The following is a 21,310-nucleotide window of genomic DNA, read 5'->3' as shown; positions in this document are numbered from 1 at the left end:
AAAAGGAGGTTTCATGAATGAATGGAAACAAAAGAAACATGCTCTTATCTTTTTTTATTTCTACTTCCTTTATTTTTTTGAGTCTATTTCCATTTAGTGGTAATGAATATGTATATGTAATATCAAAAATTGGAGCTACAGCTGGTGTAATAAATATTGTCATGATGAGTGTGTTCTTATATTTTCAAAGCAAAAAAATGAAACATCTCTTAAATTAATACGGCAAAAGGGCTTATTTTCCTTACTCGTATACAAAAGAAAAGGGTAAGGAAAACCGAAAGGGGAATGTTTTAGATGAGTCAAATACCAGGGTTCTTGAAGTTTGTTTTAGCAAAGGAAAGACGATATGTATATTTGGCTGTAGTAGAAAAGAAAAACAAACAAGTGAAGACACATATTGTATATAGATTCGGTCCACTAGAAACAGCATTAGAAACTATGTACGGAATGCGTGATGATTTTGAGAATTGCTTTCCACCAGAGTTGAAAGATAAAGGGTATGACTGGGAAGATCTAAATGATTATACTATCCATTGAAACCGGTTATTCCAAATACGGAAATAAGTTAGTGACATTCTAAATAGATAATTGAGATAATATCACATCCTTATTATAAAACCTTCAATGCAACTAAAATCGTGTGAGGAGAACATAAAATGGAATGGATTCGTAAGTACCACATTGCAATTGCTTGGATGATAGCTACTAGTGCAATGTTAATTAGTTTGTTTTTTAGTGAATGGATGAAGCTGCCACCATGTGATTTGTGCTGGTACCAAAGAATGGCCATGTATCCATTAGTATTAATATTGGGGATAGGAATGTATAGAAAAGATCCGCACGTCAGCACGTATGCATTTCCATTTGCGTGTATTGGTTTAATGTTATCTGTATATCAAATTACAATTCAAGCGTTTCCTATTAGTGAGATGAAGATTTGTTCTGGAGGGGTTTCTTGTACAGAAGATTACTTAAATTTATTCGGTTTCATCTCGATACCTATGTTATCTTTTGTTGGATTTTTAGCCATCATAATACTTTTATATATTAAACCTGATAGGGAGACGAAAGAACAAACAACATAGTGGTTATGAACAATGTACTCAAGTAAACACAACATACTTAAAAATAGATAATTAAAATAAAACGAAATTATAAAAGGAGAAATTAAAATGATAACTACTCAAGCAAGTAATGAAATGTACAAAATCCCAGAGGCAGATGTAGAATTATTAAAGATTATGGCCCATCCAGTTAGGTTACAAATTGTGAAGGAGCTAGAACACCGCAAAATTTGTAATGTAACACAATTAACAGAGTTATTAGATGTCCCTCAATCTACAGTATCACAGCATTTGTCTAAAATGCGCGGGAAAATTTTGCGTTCAGAAAGAAGAGGATTAGAGATGTACTATCATATTGCAAATTCCAAAGCATGTCAGATTGTTAGTGTGCTGGGTTTATAGAAGAATATTAGACAGTAAAACAAGAATCTCATTTCATTTTGGGGTTCTTGTTTTACTATAGTCCTGATAATAACAATTTTAATATTCCGAATTTTGTTGATATATATTTAAAAATGCGCCTATTAAATTACAAATTCTGTTATTATATTATTAAAAGAATATATGGTAATTGATAATGAGGGGGTAGATTATGAATATAGCAGTCAAAGGAAATGAACAGATTCTGGGCTTATTAAATGATTGGTATGTGGAAATTCGTGCGCGACGCATAAGTAATGCACATCGTTTAAAAGAAGAAATTGATGATAAAATGCAAAATATAGAAGATCAGAACTTATTATTATATTATTCGTTATTAGATTTTCGTCATCAATATGTAATTGATAACTTAGGTGTTTCTACAAGTAGTTTTGATAAAGTAGAATCTTTTGAGATTCCCGCTAATAACACTTTAACTTATTATTATCATTTCTTTAAAGCCATTCATGCTAGTGGAACTGGTAGTTATAAGGTTGCAAAAGAACACTTTGATCAAGCAGAAAAGTTATTAGAGCTTATCAATGATGACGTTGAGAAAGCTGAATTTTATTATAAGTTAGGTGCATTCCATTTTGATATTTGTGATTCACTAGTCTCTTTTCAGTACACAACAAAGGCAAAAGAAATGTTTTTAGCCCACGCTGATTATGAGCGTAATGTCGGCTTTTGTGAGAACTTGTTGGGATTAGCTTGTATAAACTTAAAAGAGTGGTCATTGGCGGAGGAACATTTTGCGGCTGCAATGGACAAGTTCCAAAAAGTCGGAGAAGATAAGTTTATTATTATGGTGCGCCATAACTTGGGTTGGATGTATTCTAAACAAAACCTATCCTCTTTAGCGATTCGTTATTTATCGGAAGTCATTGAAAAGTCTCCAAACCATTATAAAGCCATGTATGCAAAGGCATTGGAACATTACAAACTGGACGAGCGAGATGTCGCAGCAGAACTCATTAAGAACGGTTTAAATATTAGTAAGAAACTAGATCAAGAAGAGTTCATACATAGATATCTCATTTTACAAGAGCTAAACAATGCTTCACCTACTCAAATACTCGAAACAGTAGTGCTAGCAGGAATTGATTACTTCGAAAGAGAAGGATTGTATGAAGATGTTCAAGAGTCTTATGAGACGCTTGGAACAAAATTTTATGATGAAAAGAATCATCATGCGGCGAGTAAGTATTTCCATTTAGGATTGCAAGCGAAACGAAAATTTTTTGAGGAAGGAGCTTTAAAATGAAAAAAATAGTATTGAGTTTAATGGGAATTGTCACCGCTATAACCTTGACTATAGGTGTAACGAATACAGCGAAAACTCCACAATCTTACGAAGTAATTCAAGGCCTTTCAATTGGAGATCACGGTGGTTGATACACTAATTTAATGTATAATAAAAAGGACTAGGATTTACCATCTAGTCCTTTTTATTATTTAAATGATAATTAAAAATATGAAAAGTGGTGGGATAAACAATGTGTAGCTTTAAAATACAGTCGAGCCGTTTATAAAAAAAGTTGCACCGTTTTGCTTGCCAGAACGAAAAAGACTAATCAGACAGACAGTCGTGGTGTAACCAAATATTTGCGATATCATTTCAATAGAGGTGATTTTTCGTTTCACCAATGCTTAAGGGTGCGATTCTTCAAAAATGAGGATTGCATTTTTCATATTTATAAAAAAGATGGGAATTCAACTATTAAATTTTAGAAATATTTCTAGACAACAGGAGATGGTGACGAATATGTATGCGGGAGCTAAGCAGCAGTTTCACACTATTTTAAATCAAGTGTTTCCAGAATAACGAAAAAAACTTAGAAGTAAGAAAATTTTCAATTTGTATTCTACAGATTTCTTTTGGAGTAGTTTAAGTTGAAATTACAAAATAAAAAATGGGTAAATTTGCAAAAAAATATATAATATATGGAATTTTATTTATTCTTATAAAAGAAATTATTTTGAAATATAAAGAAATAAAATCAGTATTATTAATTTAGCTTTAACTCTCTTTTTGAATATAATTTGTTTTTTCATTAAATAAGTGAAAGAGGATGAATAGAATGGTTCAGGAGCAATTAGAACATACAAGGTGGTTTATTAATACAGGAGTACAATTAGAAACTACAGACAAGAAAAGTGTGGAAATATGGGAGTTTCGTCATGAAAATGATGAAATAGTGCTTTCAGAGTGGGCTAAACATTTTAGAGGGCATTATTGTAGGGAAGAAGAAATAGATTTCTTAAGAGAAGATTATGGATATTCTCGAGCTGAATATTTATCAGAAATAAAACTTCCTGATAAGTCCGATAGATTAGGTCCATCTACAATGGCGGGAGATTTTGGCGAAATTTTGATATCAGATTTTTTACAATATATACTTTCATATTGGGTGCCAAGAACTCGATATGGAAATAAGACAGTTCGTAACGAATCAACAAAAGGGTGTGATATTATAGGATTTAAAATTGTGGATGATGGTAAAGAATCGTTAGAAGATACTTTAGCTATATTTGAGGCGAAAACACAATTTTCGGGAAAAAAATCAAAACCAAGACTTCAAGATGCCGTGAATGATTCAAGTAAGGATCAAGCTAGAAGAGGTGAGTCTCTAAACGCTATAAAACAAAGACTTTTTGGTGACAATCGTATAGAGGAAGCTAGACGCGTAGGAAGATTTCAAAATCCAGAGGATCGGCCATATAAAGAGTTAAATGGCGCAGTTGCAATATTTAATACTGAAGTATTTGATCAAGAGATAATTCAGGGGACAGACGCGAGTAATCATCCTAATCAAAGTAACCTTAAACTTTTAGTTATATATGGAGCTGAATTGATGAAACTTGTATATGAACTTTATAGGAGGACTGCAGATGAAGCCTGAAAATAGATCAAAACAATTATTAGGAGTAACTCAATCTAAAGCAAAGATGTATGAGTATAATGTTCCTTTGGGGGATCATATTAATATTTCTCGTGATCCTTCGAGATTATTTCCTTTAGCAATTGGTTTGTTAGGCGATGTTGCGGTTCAGACTATTTCGGAAAGTCTAGACGAAGAGAGTTTAAGTGATTTACGTAAAAATCTAGAGTTTTCAGCAAGATTTTTCGATGCTTACTTACAATCTCGTTTAGAAGCTAATTTAAATCCTTATCTTTTGTTGCTAGGTGCATCATCGTATCATTTATGTGATTTACCAGGAAGTGCTATTGTTTTAGCTAATAATATTGATATAAAAAGTCTGGATTTAGAGTGTGAAGGAATTGAAATACTTTTACTTTGGTTACTTAAAGGTGATTTTAGCAATCAAATTATTTATTCAGGCGGATCATTTAAGAGGTACATTGAAGAAATTTCTCGATTAGTAGTTAGCTACTTTAAAAAGGGTATGAATAATGATGAGCTTTTGGAAAGTGCGAATGCATTGAGAAAAAATGTTTATGCTTCAGGTACATCGCGTCAATTACTTATTACTGATGTGGTTTGTGCAGTTATCAGAAAAAGAATTTTAAATTCTACTTGGTATTCATTACCTATGTACTCATCAATTGATATTAGCCAGTGGCAAAGTACGCTATATAAAAAAAGCTTTATTCGTGAGTTATGGCCTGCTCAACATCTATTAGGGAAAAAAGGTGTTTTTAGAGGAGAGTCAGCTGTAGTTCAGATGCCTACGAGTGCAGGTAAGACGAAAGCTACTGAGATTATAATTAGAAGTGCCTTCCTTTCAGGACGAACATCGCTTGCTGTTATTGTAGCACCTTTTCGAGCATTATGTCATGAGATAAGTAATGGTTTAATAAAAGCATTTCAGGACGAATCAATTACCGTAGATGAACTTTCGGATGTACTTCAACCGGATTTTGAGATTGAAGCTATTTTAGAAGGGAAGCAAGTATTGATTGTTACTCCTGAAAAGTTACTATACATATTACGTCATACTCCTGATTTAGCTAATAGTATTGGTTTGTTAATATATGATGAAGGACATCAATTTGATAATGGCACACGAGGTATTACTTATGAACTTCTTTTGACGTCATTGAAAGAAATGGTACCTAAAACGATTCAAACTGTCTTAATTTCTGCTGTGATTAGTAATGCACAATCTGTAGGTAACTGGCTTAATGGTGAAGACAATATGTTAGTTTCTGGAACAAATCTTATACCTACTTATAGAACTATTGCCTTTACAAGTTGGTTAGATCAACTTGGTAGGCTGGAATTTGTAAAACAAAATAATCCTGATAATCAAGAGTTTTATGTACCTAGAGTACTGGAAGAGCAAGAATTAGAACTTAAGGGAAGAGAGAAAAAGAGACGTGTATTCCCTGAAAAAAATGATGGGAAATCTATTGCTTTATATTTAGGATTAAAATTAGCGATAAATGGTAGTGTAGCGATTTTTTGTGGCACAAAAACCTCAGTAACTAGTATGTGTGAAAAAATTGTTGAAGCTTATGAAAGAGAACTAGATATTGTGAAGCCTCTTGTATTCTCAGATGAAGCAGAGGTAAAGCGTCTACATTTTCTTTATCAAAGCCATCTTGGTTATAAAGATGTAACGACACAAAGTGCTGCGCTAGGAGTTTTCACGCACCATGGTAATATTCCTATGGGAATTAGACTTTCTGTAGAGCATGCCATGAAAGAAGGATTAATTAAATTTGTTATTTGTACTTCTACTTTAGCGCAAGGAGTCAATCTACCAATTAGATACCTTATTGTGACAAGTGTATATCAAGGAGGGGAAAGAATAAAAACTAGGGATTTTCACAATTTGATTGGACGCGTTGGACGTTCAGGTATGCATACAGAAGGGAGCATTATCTTTGCTGATCCAATCGTATATGATAAAAGAAAATTAGCTCGAGATAGTTGGAGATGGAAACAAATTGAAAAGATGTTGAAACCTGAGAATGCTGAGCCTTGTGCAAGTACTATATTATCACTTTTTGAACCTTTAGAAAGTGAATATGGTAGATACCACATCCCAATGGAGCCATTAACATTTGTTAAGGATTATTTGCAAGATATTAGAATAATAACTGCATTTGCCAAACATCTTGTATTAGATCATGGAGATAAAGCATTTACAACTGAAAGTTTAAATAGACAGATTGATAGGAAGATAAATATTATCTCATCTATAGAAAGCTTTTTAATGGCGCATTGGGATACTTTAAATTCAGAGGATACTGAGGAAAGGATTAGTGAGCTTGCTAAAGGAACGTTAGCTTATTATTTAGCTAATACAAGTCAACAACAACAAATTATTGATTTATTTATACTCATTGCAAATAATATTAAGGAAAAAGTTTCAGAATCTTCTAGGTGTAGGGCTTATGGCAAAACATTGTTTGGAGTATATCAATCTGTTAATATTGAAAATTGGGTAATTGAAAATATTCATGTGCTTATTGCCTGTGAAAATATAGAGAGTCTTTTGAAAGTTGTATGGCCAGTTATTTCAGAAAATATTCAAAATAAAATTTTTAATAAGTGTAATAAACCAGAAGTATTAATTAATATAGCGGAACAATGGATTCAAGGAGTTACATTTGGAGATTTATATAATTATATTGCAGACAATGATATGAGGCTTGTAAGCAAAGTACAACAAAGACAATTAAAAATAGAACATGTAATTGATATTTGTGAACAAGCAATTGCATATGAGGGGACATTAGTGCTAGGAGCGATCATTGAAATAATTGATTTTATTTATCAAGAAAAGCATGAAGAACTTACGAACAATTTGCGAAAGTTACAAAAAAGAATGAAGTATGGTTTATCCTCTGCCAAAGCGGTTGCTATTTATGAATTAGGTTTTGCAGATCGTGTTGTTACAATTGAATTATGTTCAATTATGAAAGAGACAAGTTCTTTCAAAAGAGCTTTAATTAAAGAATTTATACGTTCTGAAGTTGAAGTGCGTTTGTTATTATGTAAGTATCCTTCATATTTTACTGGAATATTAGAAAATATTTTATCTTAATAGCGGGATTTTCTTTACTATTTGTGCGACACTTTTGCGACACCAAATCAAGGGAGAACAGTTGCGTTTTTACTCAGAGTAAATTCTGGATGCATAAAAAGAGTGCTATGGGAATCGGTGAGAAAACGAACATAGCTCTTCATAAATAAATCCTAAAAATCGCCATGTGAAAGGCTGTTGCATGGCGATTTTTTTAGTGATATTTCAAGGTTCTTAAAAGATAACGATGGTGGTTATATTCAGTTGAAGTTATTATAAAAGAAATTTTTGTAATCGGAAGATAATTTATATCTTGTTAATCGTTATTACTTTATATTTAAATTTAATAATTATATTTTTAGGAGGATACGTATGAGATTAAATAAAAGCGAAAGATCATTGCCTGTATTAATAGTGTATGAAAAAGGTGGAAATGTGAATCTTTCAGTTTGGTGCCCATATTGTGCGACATGGCATTTTCATAGATAAGGAGACTGGCATCGCAGTACTCAGTGCTAGAATAGAGGGAGTCCATTTATAGAAACTGGATACATAATAAAAAAATGTAGTGATTTTTTATGAATGTTATTACTTTATTTTGTTCATACTGCTAGCAGGAGGTGGAGTTATGAATGCTTTATATTTGAATAAAAAAGGGAAGTTAGTAGATAAAGATAGATTATTGGACCAATATGGCTGCGTAAGGATTGAATATAGAGAATTAGAAGATCAAAGATATTATTTATATGCATTTAGTAATAGTCTAGAAGAATGGGATTTTAATAATGGGGAGTTAATTGGTATAGTAACTGATAAAAATATCGTTAAATATTTCAAAAATAATATTTTAACAATAGAAAGTGGAGAGTTTTTTTGTAAAGAATGTTTCAGAAAAAAAGATATTGCTAAGTTATCAAATTCTACAGAGACGGAGTATTGGTGTTTTTATATATGGGAAGGTACTCCTTATAATACAAGGAAACGAATGCAAAATGAAATTTTATTTACTATTACAGGAATGGATTGGTCCATGGTTAAAAATGCAACTAATCTAGTAAAACCGTCTATCTTTTATGGTGTTTGTTCAGATAATTGTATGAAAAATGACGAATACAATTGTGATGAAAAGATAAAAAATATAAGAGGAAGCATCCAAAGCATATGGGAGTTATGCATTACTGATGCAATTATGGAAGGTACAGAAGAATTATTGGAATTATTTTTGTGTGAATATATTGAATGTATAGAGGAAGGTATGGAGTTTATTGCAAATCAACATAGAGTTGAAGGCGGAATAATTGATATCTTAGCGAAAGATAAAAAAGGTGTATTGTGTGTTATAGAATTAAAAGTCGTTGAAGATGATAAAAATATAGCATGGCAATCGGCTTATTATCCCTCTTGTTTTAATGAGGAAGTGCGTATAATTACAATTGCTCCAAATTATTCAAATAGAATCTATTATGCTTTGCGGAACGTAAGCAATGTTGAAATTAAGATTTTCGGGAAAGATGAAAATGGTGTATTTGAGATTAAAGATTTTGAAGTAGAATCTATTGAGTCAAAACTTATCCAATTAGAAGAAGTAGAAAAAATTGAAATGAAGTAAGTAAAGATGAATTCTGATACGTTTTATGGGTAAATGGAAAGCCGGGTGAGGAATTTGTAAGTGGATTAAAGACAATGCCTTATTTGGAAATTTAAATGATTATGAAAGTATGGGCATTATATTTAGTTACCAGATTTTTATTTTCACTTTAATTTTTGCGCTTTTAATAATGGACTTTGTCGATATAATTGAATGTATTGTGATCTGAATCGTGCTATTTTTATAGGGAGAAGAGTCAAAGACTTGTTCAAATTAGAATGAGTCTTTTTTGTTGGTTGGAGCAAAAAGTGAGTAAATCTTGTATTATTATTAATTTTACATTAAATCCGTGTTTAATTTACAATCTCTCGGATCAAAGAACGTATATTTGGTATAATTAATACTTATTAGTAGTTATTACTCAAACGTAAGTTTTTTAACCCGTTGCTACGGAATAAAAAACTATTGAAACAACCTTATTAGCAATGATAAATTTGATATTTTGAAATGATGAAGGTGAAGTGATTAATATTAACAATTTAAGTAAAGAACAAGTTCAAATGGCTATTGAACTTTCCAAGGTACAAGAAACAGATACTATTACCAATGAACAAGCTAAAATAGCATATTCACTTTATATTAGTTTAAATGAAAAACCAAATTGGACCCGAAGTATAGAGTATGAAGACATAGTTCATTATAACAATTCCGATGTACGGGATTCGCTCGATTTTTTTAAAGTGACAGAAAGGATTGTTTATTTAGCTAGATGGTGTCTTAATATACTCCCCTTTAATGGTCTATTTTCAGAATTTGGAAAATTGCCTTTAACAAGAAATAATGAAAGTTTTATAGAATATTTAGAAGATATTTTCGAAAAATATTATTCAATGTTAGTTTTTATTAAAAGTAATATTCCACTTGAGTATAAGGAACTTTTAAGTGATCAGACATTAAAAAACACTAAAGAATTGTGCAATAAAATTATTGATTCCATACAAGAGTATTATAGCGGATTCCCAGATCAGGCATTTATAGAGTTAAATAAAGGATTTGTTAGTAATTTATCATTTCCAGGATACCTTAAAAATAATATGAAACTGACGGGATCTATGAAAAATAAATTTTATAAGATGCGCATAGGAACAGAATATACTTTTTCAAAAAATGAAATGTTTCATATTCCCTTTGAGTGTCGAGGATTGGTTAGTACTAATAGATATAGCATCCCTGGATTGCCATGCGTATATTTAGGACATACTCCTCTTACATGTTGGGAAGAGCTTAACAAACCGGATTTAAATACAATTCAAACATCCTTATTTGTATCTCAAAATATTAATTATTTAGATCTTTCTATAACTCCAGCAGAGCTAATGAAAGATTTGATAAATAAGTTTTATTTATTCGACTTAACTGATATGAAAAGAATTTATTCTAGTTTATGCGATTATATTGTATTATGGCCATTAATTGCTGCCTGTTCAATTCGTGTTAAAAATAATAAAGATTCATTTAAACCGGAATACATTATTCCACAGTTACTTTTACAAATAATAAGAAAATCTAGTTTTGATGGTATAAGCTATTTTTCTACCAAAATAGATAGCTATACTCATGAAACAGGTGCATTGTATAAAAACTTTGCTTTTCCAGTTCAAACACAAGAAAAAAAAGGACTTTGTCCAATTCTTAAAGGTAAATTTGAGGTTACTAATGCAGTACCATGGCAATTATTTCAGATGTACAAAGATGAAGAAGTCAGTATACCTAACCCTCTTTCAACTCAAGGTAGGTTGGAATTCATAGAAGGAATGCCAATTGCCTATACCTCAACTGATTTTTGTAAGTTGGAAAAGTTTTTAATGAATTATTGGTTTAAGCAAGATGGAAAAATCAAAATGCTAAGCCCTAGTATTATTTTTTAAATCCCAAACTCTTAGCTCTCAAAAAGATGCGTTTTTAATAGAGATTTTGTTTTACACTGTAAATAAGTAATTTGATGTCGTATAACTGCAGAAATATAAGATAGAATATTCGTATTGATATTTCTAAAGTTTCAAACTATATGCATATAAAGGTAGTAGGATTATATTTACAGTGAAAGAGAAAACAATAGATGGAAGGGGATGTTTTTATTTTTAAAAAAGCAGCACTGGGTATTTCATCTTTAGCAATAACTGCGTTTGTCGGATTAGGAATGGCAACAGAAGCTTTTGCTGGACCTGCAGCACCACTTACTTCACTAAACGTCGTACAAGTAGAGTCTGAGCTGGGTGGAGTAGAAACGATTAATCCAAACAGTTTTAGCACAACACGTGACCACGGGGGAAAATACTTATATATTACTACAAAGGAAATGGGATATGGTCAAAATCCATTTGCGAAAATGAATGGTTTTAATGTAAAAAGTATTAGTTCTACTATAATTGGTGGAAAACCAATTGTTGGTTGGTATTATAAGTGGGATGCTTCTGGGCATCAGCAAGGGACATTTGAATACCAGAAAACATCTATTAACGCTCCGTTTAATACAATGCGAACTTCAATCTATATCAAATAAATATTTTGAAGAGTTATAGGGATTTATCATACAAAATTCAATTTATAAATCGGATTCACTTATATGAAAGATAAGAGCATTTCTTAATAGGAGGTGCTCATATCTTATTATATAGTTCCAATCCACATGAACTTGTGTAATTGTTGTTACACATTACCAAGAAGTTGTAAAAAAACAAACCGAGTAGTTTATTTAAGTGAAAAGAAGTTAGAACTTTTAAGGGAATGACAATTCTACCCTTAATTCACGTAATTTCCAAAAAATTATGATGTTAATATTTGTTATATAATATAGTTGTCAAAGTACTACCTCTATAGTTTCTAGGATAAATCTGTAAGATAGGTTGTTTTTCCCATATATTCACCTGATAAAAAAACTTGTAGAGATTCCTGCAAGTTTTTTTGTTTTAAGGGTTGAATGTGGATCTGAAATAAAGAAACGATTTTTTGAGGGAAGAAAAGTAAATGTTTATAAAAGCAGAAAGATTATTAATACGAAAATTTGAGTTCAAGGATTGGGAAGCTGTTCATGAGTATACATCAGGTAGCAATGTTATGAAATACATACCTGAAGGTTTTTTTGCTGAAGAAGATAAAAGGAATTTTGTGAATAAAAATATGGGTGAAAATGCTAAGAACTTTCCTGTGATATTAATAGATGAAAATATATTGATTAATCATATTGTTTTTCATAAATATTTTGGTGAGCATACTTATGAGATTGGTTGGGTATTCAATCCTAAATATTTCAATAAAGGATATGCTTCTGAAGCTGCACAAGCCACATTGAAATATGGTTTTAAGGAAATGGGATTACATAGAATTATAGCTACATGTCAGCCACAAAATACCACAGCATATCGATTGATGGAGAAAATGGGAATGAGAAAAGAGGCTTATTTCAGGAGGTGTATACCACATGGAAATGAGTGGTGGGATGAATATTATTACGCTATTTTAGAAGAAGAGTAGTGTTTCAGAGCTCATTATTTAGATCAAAATCATAATTGAAATTGTACTTTGGTGTTTTCGTACCAAAATTAGCCCATTCCTCTATTGCTGGACCGTAAATGGCGGGCATTTTTAAGTTAGCTTGGCGCATCAGAATTGTCATTTTTCCTAGGTGCTGAATTTGATATTGAATTAAAAACAGTAAAAGGTCACCTTTTGATATTTTTGTTCCAGAAATATTTTTTTCTTCTGCAAGGCTTATCTTATTCCATTGTTCTTTTACAGTTTGAATCAAAGTATTGATATTTCTATAATCCTAATAGGAATAAATTAGCTTAAGATAAAGGATTACATAACTATATGCAAAATAATTAAATTATATTGTTCAGAAAATTCCGTTGAAAATCCGTTGCGCATGTTCTATTATATTAATATCACATAAAAATTGTAATAAGTACCTGATTTTAAATCTTTTTACATTTTCAGGATGTATATTTAATCAGTTATAATTACGATAATAATTTAGAAAGTAGGCATAATCTAATGTTAAATACTAAATTAAATACATTTGAACAACTAGAATCAAATGTACGTTCTTATTGCCGGAATTTTACTGACACCTTTGAGATTGCAAAAAATTTCAATTTATACACAAAAAAAGGAAAGGAGTATATTGATTTTTTTGCTGGGGCGGGTGCATTAAACTATGGTCACAACAATGACTTTATAAAAAAGCAAATTCTTGCATATATAGAATCTGATAAAATTATGCATGGATTAGATATGTATACCTCTGCAAAAGAAGATTTTTTACAAAGCTTTTTTAATTTAATACTTAATCCTAAAAAGCTGGATTATAAAGTACAATTTTGTGGGCCGACGGGAACAAATGCTATAGAAGCTGCATTAAAAATTGCAAGGAAATCAAAGAAAAGAACGGGGATTTTTTCCTTTACAGGTGGCTTTCATGGAATGTCATTGGGAAGTTTATCTGTAACTTCTAATGATTATCATCGTAATGCAGCTGGAGTCAACTTGTCGGATGTTACATTTATGCCATATCCAACTGATTTTCCCTTTGATACTATCGAATATATTGAAGCATTACTAACAGATAGTCATTCGGGAGTTTCTAAGCCAGCTGCTATTATTTTTGAAACTGTTCAAGCAGAAGGAGGAGTAAATATTGCCTCAATTGATTGGATTCGAAGATTAAGACAATTATGTGACAAACACGATATTCTTTTAATATGTGATGATATTCAAGTTGGGTGTGGAAGAACGGGCAATTTCTTCTCGTTTGAAAGAGCTGATATTATTCCTGATATAGTTGTTTTATCTAAATCTATTAGCGGTTATGGTTTACCTATGTCTATACTTTTGATAAAACCAGAACTAGATATTTGGGAACCGGCTGAGCATAACGGAACTTTTAGAGGGAATCAATTGGCATTTATTGGGGCGACAGCAGCACTTGAATTTCGTGAAATTTATCAACTTGATATGAGTGTAAAAAGTAAAGGAACATGGCTGGAGAAATATTTGAATGACCATATTTCAGTATTAGATGAAAAGATAATAATACGTGGGTTAGGTTTAATTTGGGGGATAGATTTATCAGGTTTAGGGAAACAAGCATCTATCCTTGCCAAAGAGATTGCTTCTTGTTGTTATGAGAATGGATTGCTAATTGAACGTGTAGGAAGAAATGATACTGTATTAAAGATTATGCCACCTCTCACTATCGACATTGAAGGTCTAGAGAAGGGCTGTATAATCATGAAAAATGCGATGGAAAAGAATATAATTCAGCAGGTTAAGAGATGAAAAGGAGTGTGAATATTTTAAAAATAAAGTAAATACAAGTAATATCGTTAGTGACTTTGATGAAGGTTTTATTATTTATATTCCAAGTATTACCGAGGGTCTTTATATGATAGTTTATCAATCTAAATGCGACAGCTCATTCTGAAATGCTTCGTGAGTAGTTTTCTACTCTAAAAATTTTCTGGGTCTTTAATTAATAAGAAATAGTACTTGATTCAATTGTTGTTGTGAAACAAGACCCAAATCTGTTTTTTAGGATAAAACTCGCGTAATAGGCTATTAGCATCTTCGTGACTTAATAAGGATCGGTAAAGAACACTGCGATTTTAAGGTTGTTATCCACTCGTTGCTAACACGAAAACTCTGTTCCTCTATCAACAATAGCTATTTGAAATGCAGTAGATTAATCTGTTTAATAACGAATTCCATAGATTCTGCCGTTCTGTCTGGGATGACAGCTGCTTGATAATACCATATTTTTCGCTCGATATATTTTTCTGTGCTTGTTCACTGTCATATATCTTGTTTTCTTTGGAACTTCTTTTTAACTCTTGTGAGATAGATGAATGATGTCGTTTTAAAATTGAACCTACTTTTCTTGTGAAATATCCCAATCTATAAAGTGATTCTAGTTGTCCACATTTAAATGTGGTGAAATGAAAATAGCTCATACTCGTCTTCTGTGTTAAGTAAGTGGTGTGGTAACTTCTACTTTACACGGAGCGAGGTGAGCTTTTTTGTCTTTTAGGTGTCTCACTTAATAATACAATTTGTCACAAGAAAAGAATCTCTTACAGTTCCTACAAAAGAACACAATAAGAGATTCTTATAGAATCAAACATACACTTGTAAAAGTCAATGCATTGAACAGGATTTCCTAAAAGTCAAGTCAATGCTCAATTCCAGCTAAGTATCAAGGAAAGACCTTAGTCTACAAGTATATGATAATCAGTTATTTGTTTATTATTACACAGAGCTAATCGTGCAGTATAAAGTAAGCCACTCGAAGTTGGATGATAAAGAAACATTGTCTACAGTAGTTCCTCAATATCTAGATATCAATAATTAGCCAAACAAAATTTATCTGCCACAGGTGAGTGTATAGTAATGAATAATAGTTATCAACAATTAACAAAGAATCTAGAATATCTAAAACTTAAGCAATTGGTACAACAGCTCGGTGAAGTTGTTGATTTAAGTATTAATAACCAATTATCATTTGTAGAAACAATAGTAAAATTAACAAATTACGAAATCGATGTGCGTGAGCAAAATATGATTCATTCTATAGTTAAGTTCGGAGCATTTCCTTATTTAAAAGAAATTGAAGATTTTGATTTCCAACCAAGTGTTAACTTCCAATAAATTTTAGATTTTGTTTCTTTTATGTTTTTTAGAGAAGTATGAAAACATTGTTTTCTTAGGACCGAGTGGTGTATTGGTAAGAACCACTTAGCGACTTCAATTGGCATCGCAGGAGCTAAGAAACACACAAGTATATATTTAGTCAAATGTTATTATTTACTTCAAAATCTTAAACGTGTAAAAATGGAAAATCGCCTTGTTACTTATATGAACTATTTAAACATCCGAACATTCAGATTATTTTTCTGTTAGTTGACAGACATATCCATCGTCCATCTTTTATTTTCGTTAATCTACAATAATAAATGATTATGTTGAATTTTTATCATACCAATTAAAGAGACTGTTACAATACCCTAAAGAATATCGGATCTATCTAAAATTTGGATTTCTAAATCAGAAACATGTTTTAAATTTGTACAGACAGCTACAATGTAATTTGGTTCTAATCGATATAATTGAAATAGGAAATGATGAAAAGAAAGCGTAGTGTTGCTCATTGTTATTTTATTTTGAGTCCATTTATTCATATCAAAGCCAACACTATTAATTGGAAAAAGAAGTCCTTGACCAATTGTTTTTACAAAAGCTTCTTTTAATGTCCATATTTCATAGAAAAAAGATAGTTGATCTTTAGTAGGAAGACTATATAGATAAGCTTTTTCTTCCTGTGTAAAACATAGTTCAGATACTGAAAGATCTATAGATTGTATCTGCTCAACATCAACACCAATTTTTCCATTAGTAGTTATTCCAGATATAATCCATTCACCCGAATGAGAAAGATTAAAATCTCCTTGCCAGTTGCGGAAATTTTTTAGAAAAGGACGTCCTTTTTGATCTCTTTCAATAGAAGACGGATTAATTGGCTCTTGTAGTAAAATCTCCAATCGTCTTCGTACAGCGATATTTGCTAATAAACTTCTTTGTCGATCTTCCCACTTTCGAAATCGCAATATCCGCTGTCTTTCATTATTTGATAATAGTTTAAGTTTCTGCTCCATAGATAGGTCTGTAAGTTTATTACCTACTTTAAATGCAATAAGATCTATATAATTTTGAATAACTGTCTCACCTCACACATTTTTGTAAATAAAGATGTTTATAAGCTATTGTTATTTAATATTAACCGAATTTTTTTTGCGACTTCTTCGACTTCTGAATTAAGAAACATATGGCCTCCTGAAAAATTGTGAAAGTGTACTTCATTGGCCCATCTATTCCAACCCGAGGAGTGTTGAAAACACATGTGATCTAACTTGCCATTAAAAATGTGAACAGGAGATTGAAGTAAAGTATGATCATTATGTTTAAATGTTTCTAACGCCTTAAAATCAGCGCGGAATATTGGTAAGAAAAATTGTAATAATTCTTTTGATTGTACTAATTCTTTAGGAATTCCACCTAACTTTATAAGATAGTTTATTAAATGGGTATCATCAAAATTGGAAATATTAGTATACTTGTGTTGTGGAGGTTTAGTTGCAGAAATAAATATAGCTCTTGGGAATACCCCTTTTTTTTCCATCTCCTGAGCTAATCGGTAAACAATTAATCCTCCCATGCTATGCCCAAACAAAGCAAAATCAACACCATCAAGTAGTGGGGTTAATTCTTGAATGTATATGTTTACTAATTCTTCGAAATTATCATTTAATTTCATTCGATTTGTACCATGACCGGGAGGTTCAATAGCGAGTATGTGAAAAAAATCTTGTAAATATGTATTCAGTGGACGAAAGGATACTGAATATCCTCCTGCAAACGGGAAACAAAATATTTTCTTATGATTTGTTGATGATTGGAATTCCTTAATTATTTGACTCATTTTATACTCTCCCTTTTAACCATAAACGTTTACGGATTTTATCTATTAATTTATCTACCTACGACATAATTAAACCTTATGTTTTATATAAGATTTCTCTAATGATTATTAGGTGGTCTTTCTATTAATATATGCTTTAAAGCTGTAAATACCGTGTCGATTGCAAGGTATAGGCAAGAAATTTATAAGATCTTAAACAGATCTAAAAATGATTGAAAACAATTTATCATGTAGAAAATGAAATCATAGTTATTTTGACATTTTCACCACCTCAAGAGGCAAGCTGAATAACGTCAGTGGGATTCTTCCTACCAAAGGTTTAGTCCATTTCTGGTATTGCTGACGAGTAAGATTGCTACCGCTCTGACAACAGAGCATATAGGTTCGTGGTCTATATACTGTGACCGTACTATACAAATTGTTGGTTCTCAAATGCTGTTATGTCTTTTGCATGACTATGAATAAAGTATAACATGTTTTGCTATGTAAAAAACGATACTTTCATCCGCTGTCTAAAGTGGGATGGAAGTCCTAGGTGAACTTTCCCATATTGTAAATACTGTAATGAGTTGGCTGTTTTTCTTATTATTTGTACCGCATCAATAAAATTTAACTAACAAAAATATTAGGTGCGAAATATGTTTAGTTTATAGAAAAATAAAAAGATTAGAATAATTTGTTGAAATATCCAATTAATTGAAATAAAATGGTTATAATGTTAATTTTTCGAAAAAAATGAATAATTTGTACTTTAGTAAATAAAATCTGTCAATATATATAAAGTTTTTTAGAATATACGATGCTATTTATATCTCATCTCTTGTATAAACATCTTCAGTTCATTCAATAAAGTTTACTTTGGACGATTGTACAATCGTAGTACTAATAATTCTTTCATTTGAATTTTAATCTCTTAAATCTATGTGTCAAAGTTTTCCTTGTCTATGGTTTTTCGTTATATGTCTACCTCCCAATAGGCATTATCTTTAGAATTGGACTTTTGTTCCGAGATAATTAATTCCATTATATAAACACTTGATTTAATATTTTGAAAGGTATTGGTGATATATATTGATTACACAACAAAATCTAAAACATTTCTTAAATTGTGAACAGCATATCCTTAGCCTTCCTTTCACAAATAGGAAGGAATCAGGATATGCAATTTACAAAAAAAATTTACCCGATTACCTTTTTCAGAGTTTAAAGATGTTTTCCCACGACGAAGGTGTAGCATTACTTTCTGCATTAAATATACTTTTATATCGGTATACTGAAAAAGTCGAATTTTGGATTGGCTCTCCACGGATAAAATCGGATAACTCTTTATCTAGTAATCTAGAAGACATTAATCCAAACGTTTTTAATATAAGATTTTCCGAAAAGTTTACTTTTTGTCAGGTATGTAAGGAAGTTGAAACTGCGCAGATTGAATCTCAGGAATTAACATCATTTGCAAAATTGCAATCTGAGCGTAACAAAGAGAGTAGTACACCATTACTTCAGGTATTGTTTGATTTTATAGATATGACAAAATTTTCAGTTGAGACTTCTAAGACAGTTTCTAATCATATACAAGCATTTCAAGAATTGAGTGGTGCCTACATAGGGCTATATACGTTTAGAGAACAATCTGGAATCTCACTTTCTATGGTGTATGACAAAGGTCGATTTAGCCAAGATGTAGTGGCACGTATACTTGGGCATCTTGAGAAGGTATTACATAATATGATAAATCAGCCAGATTGTTTGATTGAACAAGTATCAATTTTAACGGAAGAAGAGCAGAAGGAATTGATAACTATAGCAAATATTGATGTTTGTGAATTCCCCAATGAGGGGCAGATTCATGAATTATTTACAAACCAAGTATTATTGAATCCTGAAGCTATTGCAATAGTAGTAGGTGAACACTGTTTAACCTTCCGCGAACTTAACCATAAGGTAAACCAATTAGCACGTTATTTACAGAAACAAGGAGTGGGTGTGGGCGATCTCGTAGGAATTTGCCTAGGGCGCTCAGCAGAAATCATCATTTCACAATTGGCAATTCTGAAAATAGGGGCTGCTTATGTACCTCTTGACCCTACTTACCCAACAGAGCGGTTGGTTTATATGATGATGGATGCAGCATTGGGATTTGTTATTAGTGTATCGGAATTGGCGGAGCAGTTTGCTGATTCTGAAGCAGTAATCATTAATCTTCAAGACGAGAACGGAAATATTGAAACGGAGAGTACAGAAGAGTTGAATGTAGAAATTAGAGGCAATCAACTAGCCTACATGATTTATACTTCTGGCTCTACAGGAAGGCCCAAGGGAGTGATGGTTGAACATCATTCTGTGCGAAATTTGTATTATGCTGTCAGGGATCATCTTGATCTGAATAAGCACCGTTCTATTGTAGCCTTAGCAAGTATGGCTTTTGATATCTTTGTTATTGAATCCGTCATTTCACTAGCTTATGGATTGAAAGTAGTCATCGCAAATGAAGTAGAGCAGCACGACTATAAGGCACTTCATACCTTACTTAAGACACATCAAATAGAAGTTTTGCCTGGAACCCCTGCACGTCTTCAACTGATGCTAAATGATGATGACCATAAAGAAAGTTTTCAATCTGTAAAAGTCATCTGTATGGGAGGAGAGTCGTTTCCTCCTACGTTGTTTGAAGCTGTACGTAGCGTGAGTGATGCCAAGATTCTCAATATATACGGACCAACAGAAACAACGGTATACGCTACAATCAAAGAATTGACAAGTCCTGATGAAATCACCATTGGAAAGCCGCTTGCCAATTATGAGCTTTACATTATGGACAAGAATATGCAAGTACAGCCTTTTGGTGTCAAAGGTGAGATATGTATTGCTGGTGCCGGCTTGGCTCGCGGCTATCATAACCGTGACGAGTTAAATCAAGAGCGGTTTGTACAGCATCCGTACCAACCAGGAAAACAGATGTATAAGACAGGAGATATAGCACGTCTTCTCTCAAACGGAGAAATTGAATATATAGAACGGATTGACCATCAGGTTAAAATCCATGGTCACCGCATTGAGCTTGGGGAAATCGAAAATGTATTAGAGGGAGCTCCTATGGTGAAGCAGGTAGTGGTGGTTGACCGTTTGAGTGAGAAAAACACCAAATATTTAGCCGCTTATCTCACTGTAGAGAAAGGGTATCATGCAAAACAAATGGCGGAGTGGCGTGAGTATCTTCGAGTACACCTGCCGTCGTATATGGTGCCCGCGTTGTTTGTGCCAATGGAGTCGTTTCCGCTGACTCCGAATGGTAAAGTGGATCGTAAAAAATTACCTAACCCCGAATCAATGGGAGTGGTTTCAGCAGAATATATAGCTCCCCGCAATCCAATCGAAGAGCGGATTGCAGCAATTTGGACAGAGGTGCTAGGTACGCAGAAAATTGGAATTCACGATAATTTCTTAGAACATGGCGGTAATTCTATTCTGGCCACTCAGGTCATTACACGGATTAATGAGCGTTTCAAAGTAAAATTAACGCTCATTGAATTTTTAAGTGAACCAGTTATTGTGAAAATAGCAGAAAAAGTTAATCGTAAAGAGCATCAAACAAGTAAATCCTCAAAAAGAAACAATGGTATTGTGCGTCAATCACGGCGTTCACATGCGAAAAAATTAACAGATTTGCTAAATGATTAAATGAGCGAATAAACAAAGGAGTTGTTG

General features: G+C 32.1%; 17 protein-coding genes and 2 pseudogenes. 16 read left to right on the top strand and 3 right to left on the bottom strand.

Features of this window, described 5'->3' with window-relative positions:
- Positions 1–17: 17 nt before the first annotated feature.
- The 12 genes and pseudogenes from H6481_RS18480 to H6481_RS18430 all read left to right on the top strand — a co-directional run bounded on the left by H6481_RS18480 (position 18) and on the right by H6481_RS18430 (position 12,603).
- Positions 18–218: a hypothetical protein gene (locus H6481_RS18480; protein ID WP_182812706.1), complete on the top strand. Its 201-nt coding sequence runs from the start codon at positions 18–20 to the stop codon at positions 216–218.
- A gap of 76 nt (positions 219–294) precedes the next feature.
- Positions 295–580 (top strand): annotated as a pseudogene (locus H6481_RS18475) (hypothetical protein).
- A gap of 76 nt (positions 581–656) precedes the next feature.
- Positions 657–1,085: a disulfide oxidoreductase gene (locus tag H6481_RS18470; RefSeq protein WP_182812703.1), complete on the top strand. Its 429-nt coding sequence runs from the start codon at positions 657–659 to the stop codon at positions 1,083–1,085.
- Between the two features lie 87 nt (positions 1,086–1,172).
- Positions 1,173–1,466 (top strand): metalloregulator ArsR/SmtB family transcription factor, encoded by a 294-nt coding sequence (locus tag H6481_RS18465; protein WP_182812700.1) that lies wholly within the window; start codon positions 1,173–1,175, stop codon positions 1,464–1,466.
- 190 nt (positions 1,467–1,656) lie between these two features.
- Positions 1,657–2,748: a Rap family tetratricopeptide repeat protein gene (locus tag H6481_RS18460; RefSeq protein ID WP_182812697.1), complete on the top strand. Its 1,092-nt coding sequence runs from the start codon at positions 1,657–1,659 to the stop codon at positions 2,746–2,748.
- Positions 2,745–2,879 carry a hypothetical protein gene (locus H6481_RS28875; RefSeq protein WP_000725058.1) on the top strand — a complete coding sequence of 45 codons (135 nt, stop codon included), beginning with the start codon at positions 2,745–2,747 and terminating at the stop codon, positions 2,877–2,879. Before H6481_RS18460 ends, H6481_RS28875 begins: the two co-directional genes overlap by 4 nt.
- A gap of 686 nt (positions 2,880–3,565) precedes the next feature.
- On the top strand, positions 3,566–4,387 hold the full coding sequence (locus H6481_RS18455) for a Hachiman antiphage defense system protein HamA (RefSeq protein WP_182812694.1): 822 nt from the start codon (positions 3,566–3,568) through the stop codon (positions 4,385–4,387).
- Positions 4,377–7,502 carry a DEAD/DEAH box helicase gene (locus H6481_RS18450; protein ID WP_182812691.1) on the top strand — a complete coding sequence of 1,042 codons (3,126 nt, stop codon included), beginning with the start codon at positions 4,377–4,379 and terminating at the stop codon, positions 7,500–7,502. Before H6481_RS18455 ends, H6481_RS18450 begins: the two co-directional genes overlap by 11 nt.
- A 607-nt stretch (positions 7,503–8,109) precedes the next feature.
- A complete protein-coding gene (locus H6481_RS18445; protein WP_182812689.1) occupies positions 8,110–9,090 on the top strand; it encodes an endonuclease NucS domain-containing protein in 981 nt (326 codons plus the stop codon).
- A 500-nt stretch (positions 9,091–9,590) separates the two neighbouring features.
- Positions 9,591–10,997 carry a hypothetical protein gene (locus tag H6481_RS18440; RefSeq protein WP_182812686.1) on the top strand — a complete coding sequence of 469 codons (1,407 nt, stop codon included), beginning with the start codon at positions 9,591–9,593 and terminating at the stop codon, positions 10,995–10,997.
- 209 nt (positions 10,998–11,206) lie between these two features.
- Positions 11,207–11,632 carry a DUF4879 domain-containing protein gene (locus H6481_RS18435; RefSeq protein ID WP_182812779.1) on the top strand — a complete coding sequence of 142 codons (426 nt, stop codon included), beginning with the start codon at positions 11,207–11,209 and terminating at the stop codon, positions 11,630–11,632.
- 464 nt (positions 11,633–12,096) lie between these two features.
- A complete protein-coding gene (locus H6481_RS18430) occupies positions 12,097–12,603 on the top strand; it encodes a GNAT family protein (protein ID WP_182812683.1) in 507 nt (168 codons plus the stop codon).
- Positions 12,604–12,607: 4 nt separating this feature from the next.
- On the opposite strand, the gene H6481_RS18425 is transcribed toward H6481_RS18430, so the two are convergent.
- A complete protein-coding gene (locus H6481_RS18425; RefSeq protein ID WP_170969728.1) occupies positions 12,608–12,877 on the bottom strand; it encodes a DinB family protein in 270 nt (89 codons plus the stop codon).
- 248 nt (positions 12,878–13,125) lie between these two features.
- On the opposite strand from H6481_RS18425, the gene ectB reads away from it, so the two are divergent.
- The 3 genes and pseudogenes from ectB (at position 13,126) to H6481_RS29060 (ending at position 15,774) form a co-directional block, all read left to right on the top strand.
- Positions 13,126–14,409, top strand: a complete 1,284-nt coding sequence (gene ectB, locus H6481_RS18420) for a diaminobutyrate--2-oxoglutarate transaminase (protein ID WP_137035918.1) — start codon at positions 13,126–13,128, stop codon at positions 14,407–14,409.
- Positions 14,410–15,179: 770 nt separating this feature from the next.
- Positions 15,180–15,507: pseudogene (locus H6481_RS28870) on the top strand (IS21 family transposase); the annotation flags it as partial.
- Between the two features lie 9 nt (positions 15,508–15,516).
- A complete protein-coding gene (locus tag H6481_RS29060) occupies positions 15,517–15,774 on the top strand; it encodes an ATP-binding protein (RefSeq protein ID WP_086420190.1) in 258 nt (85 codons plus the stop codon).
- Between the two features lie 356 nt (positions 15,775–16,130).
- Here H6481_RS29060 and H6481_RS18410 read toward each other — a convergent pair whose 3' ends face one another.
- Both H6481_RS18410 and H6481_RS18405 read right to left on the bottom strand, forming a co-directional pair.
- Positions 16,131–16,778, bottom strand: a complete 648-nt coding sequence (locus H6481_RS18410; RefSeq protein ID WP_137035917.1) for a 4'-phosphopantetheinyl transferase superfamily protein — start codon at positions 16,776–16,778, stop codon at positions 16,131–16,133.
- Positions 16,779–16,876: 98 nt separating this feature from the next.
- Positions 16,877–17,602, bottom strand: coding sequence for an alpha/beta fold hydrolase (locus H6481_RS18405; protein ID WP_182812680.1), 726 nt, complete (start codon positions 17,600–17,602; stop codon positions 16,877–16,879).
- A gap of 1,071 nt (positions 17,603–18,673) precedes the next feature.
- Between H6481_RS18405 and H6481_RS18400 the strand changes: the two genes are divergently transcribed.
- Positions 18,674–21,283, top strand: coding sequence for a non-ribosomal peptide synthetase (locus tag H6481_RS18400; RefSeq protein WP_182812677.1), 2,610 nt, complete (start codon positions 18,674–18,676; stop codon positions 21,281–21,283).
- Positions 21,284–21,310: the final 27 nt, after the last annotated feature.

The organism is Bacillus sp. ME78 (assembly GCF_903970865.1).
Taxonomy (GTDB): Bacteria; Bacillota; Bacilli; order Bacillales; family Bacillaceae_G; genus Bacillus_A; species Bacillus_A cereus.
The sequence above is the reverse complement of the archived record's forward strand: the minus strand, read 5'-3'. Positions and strand labels throughout refer to the sequence as shown.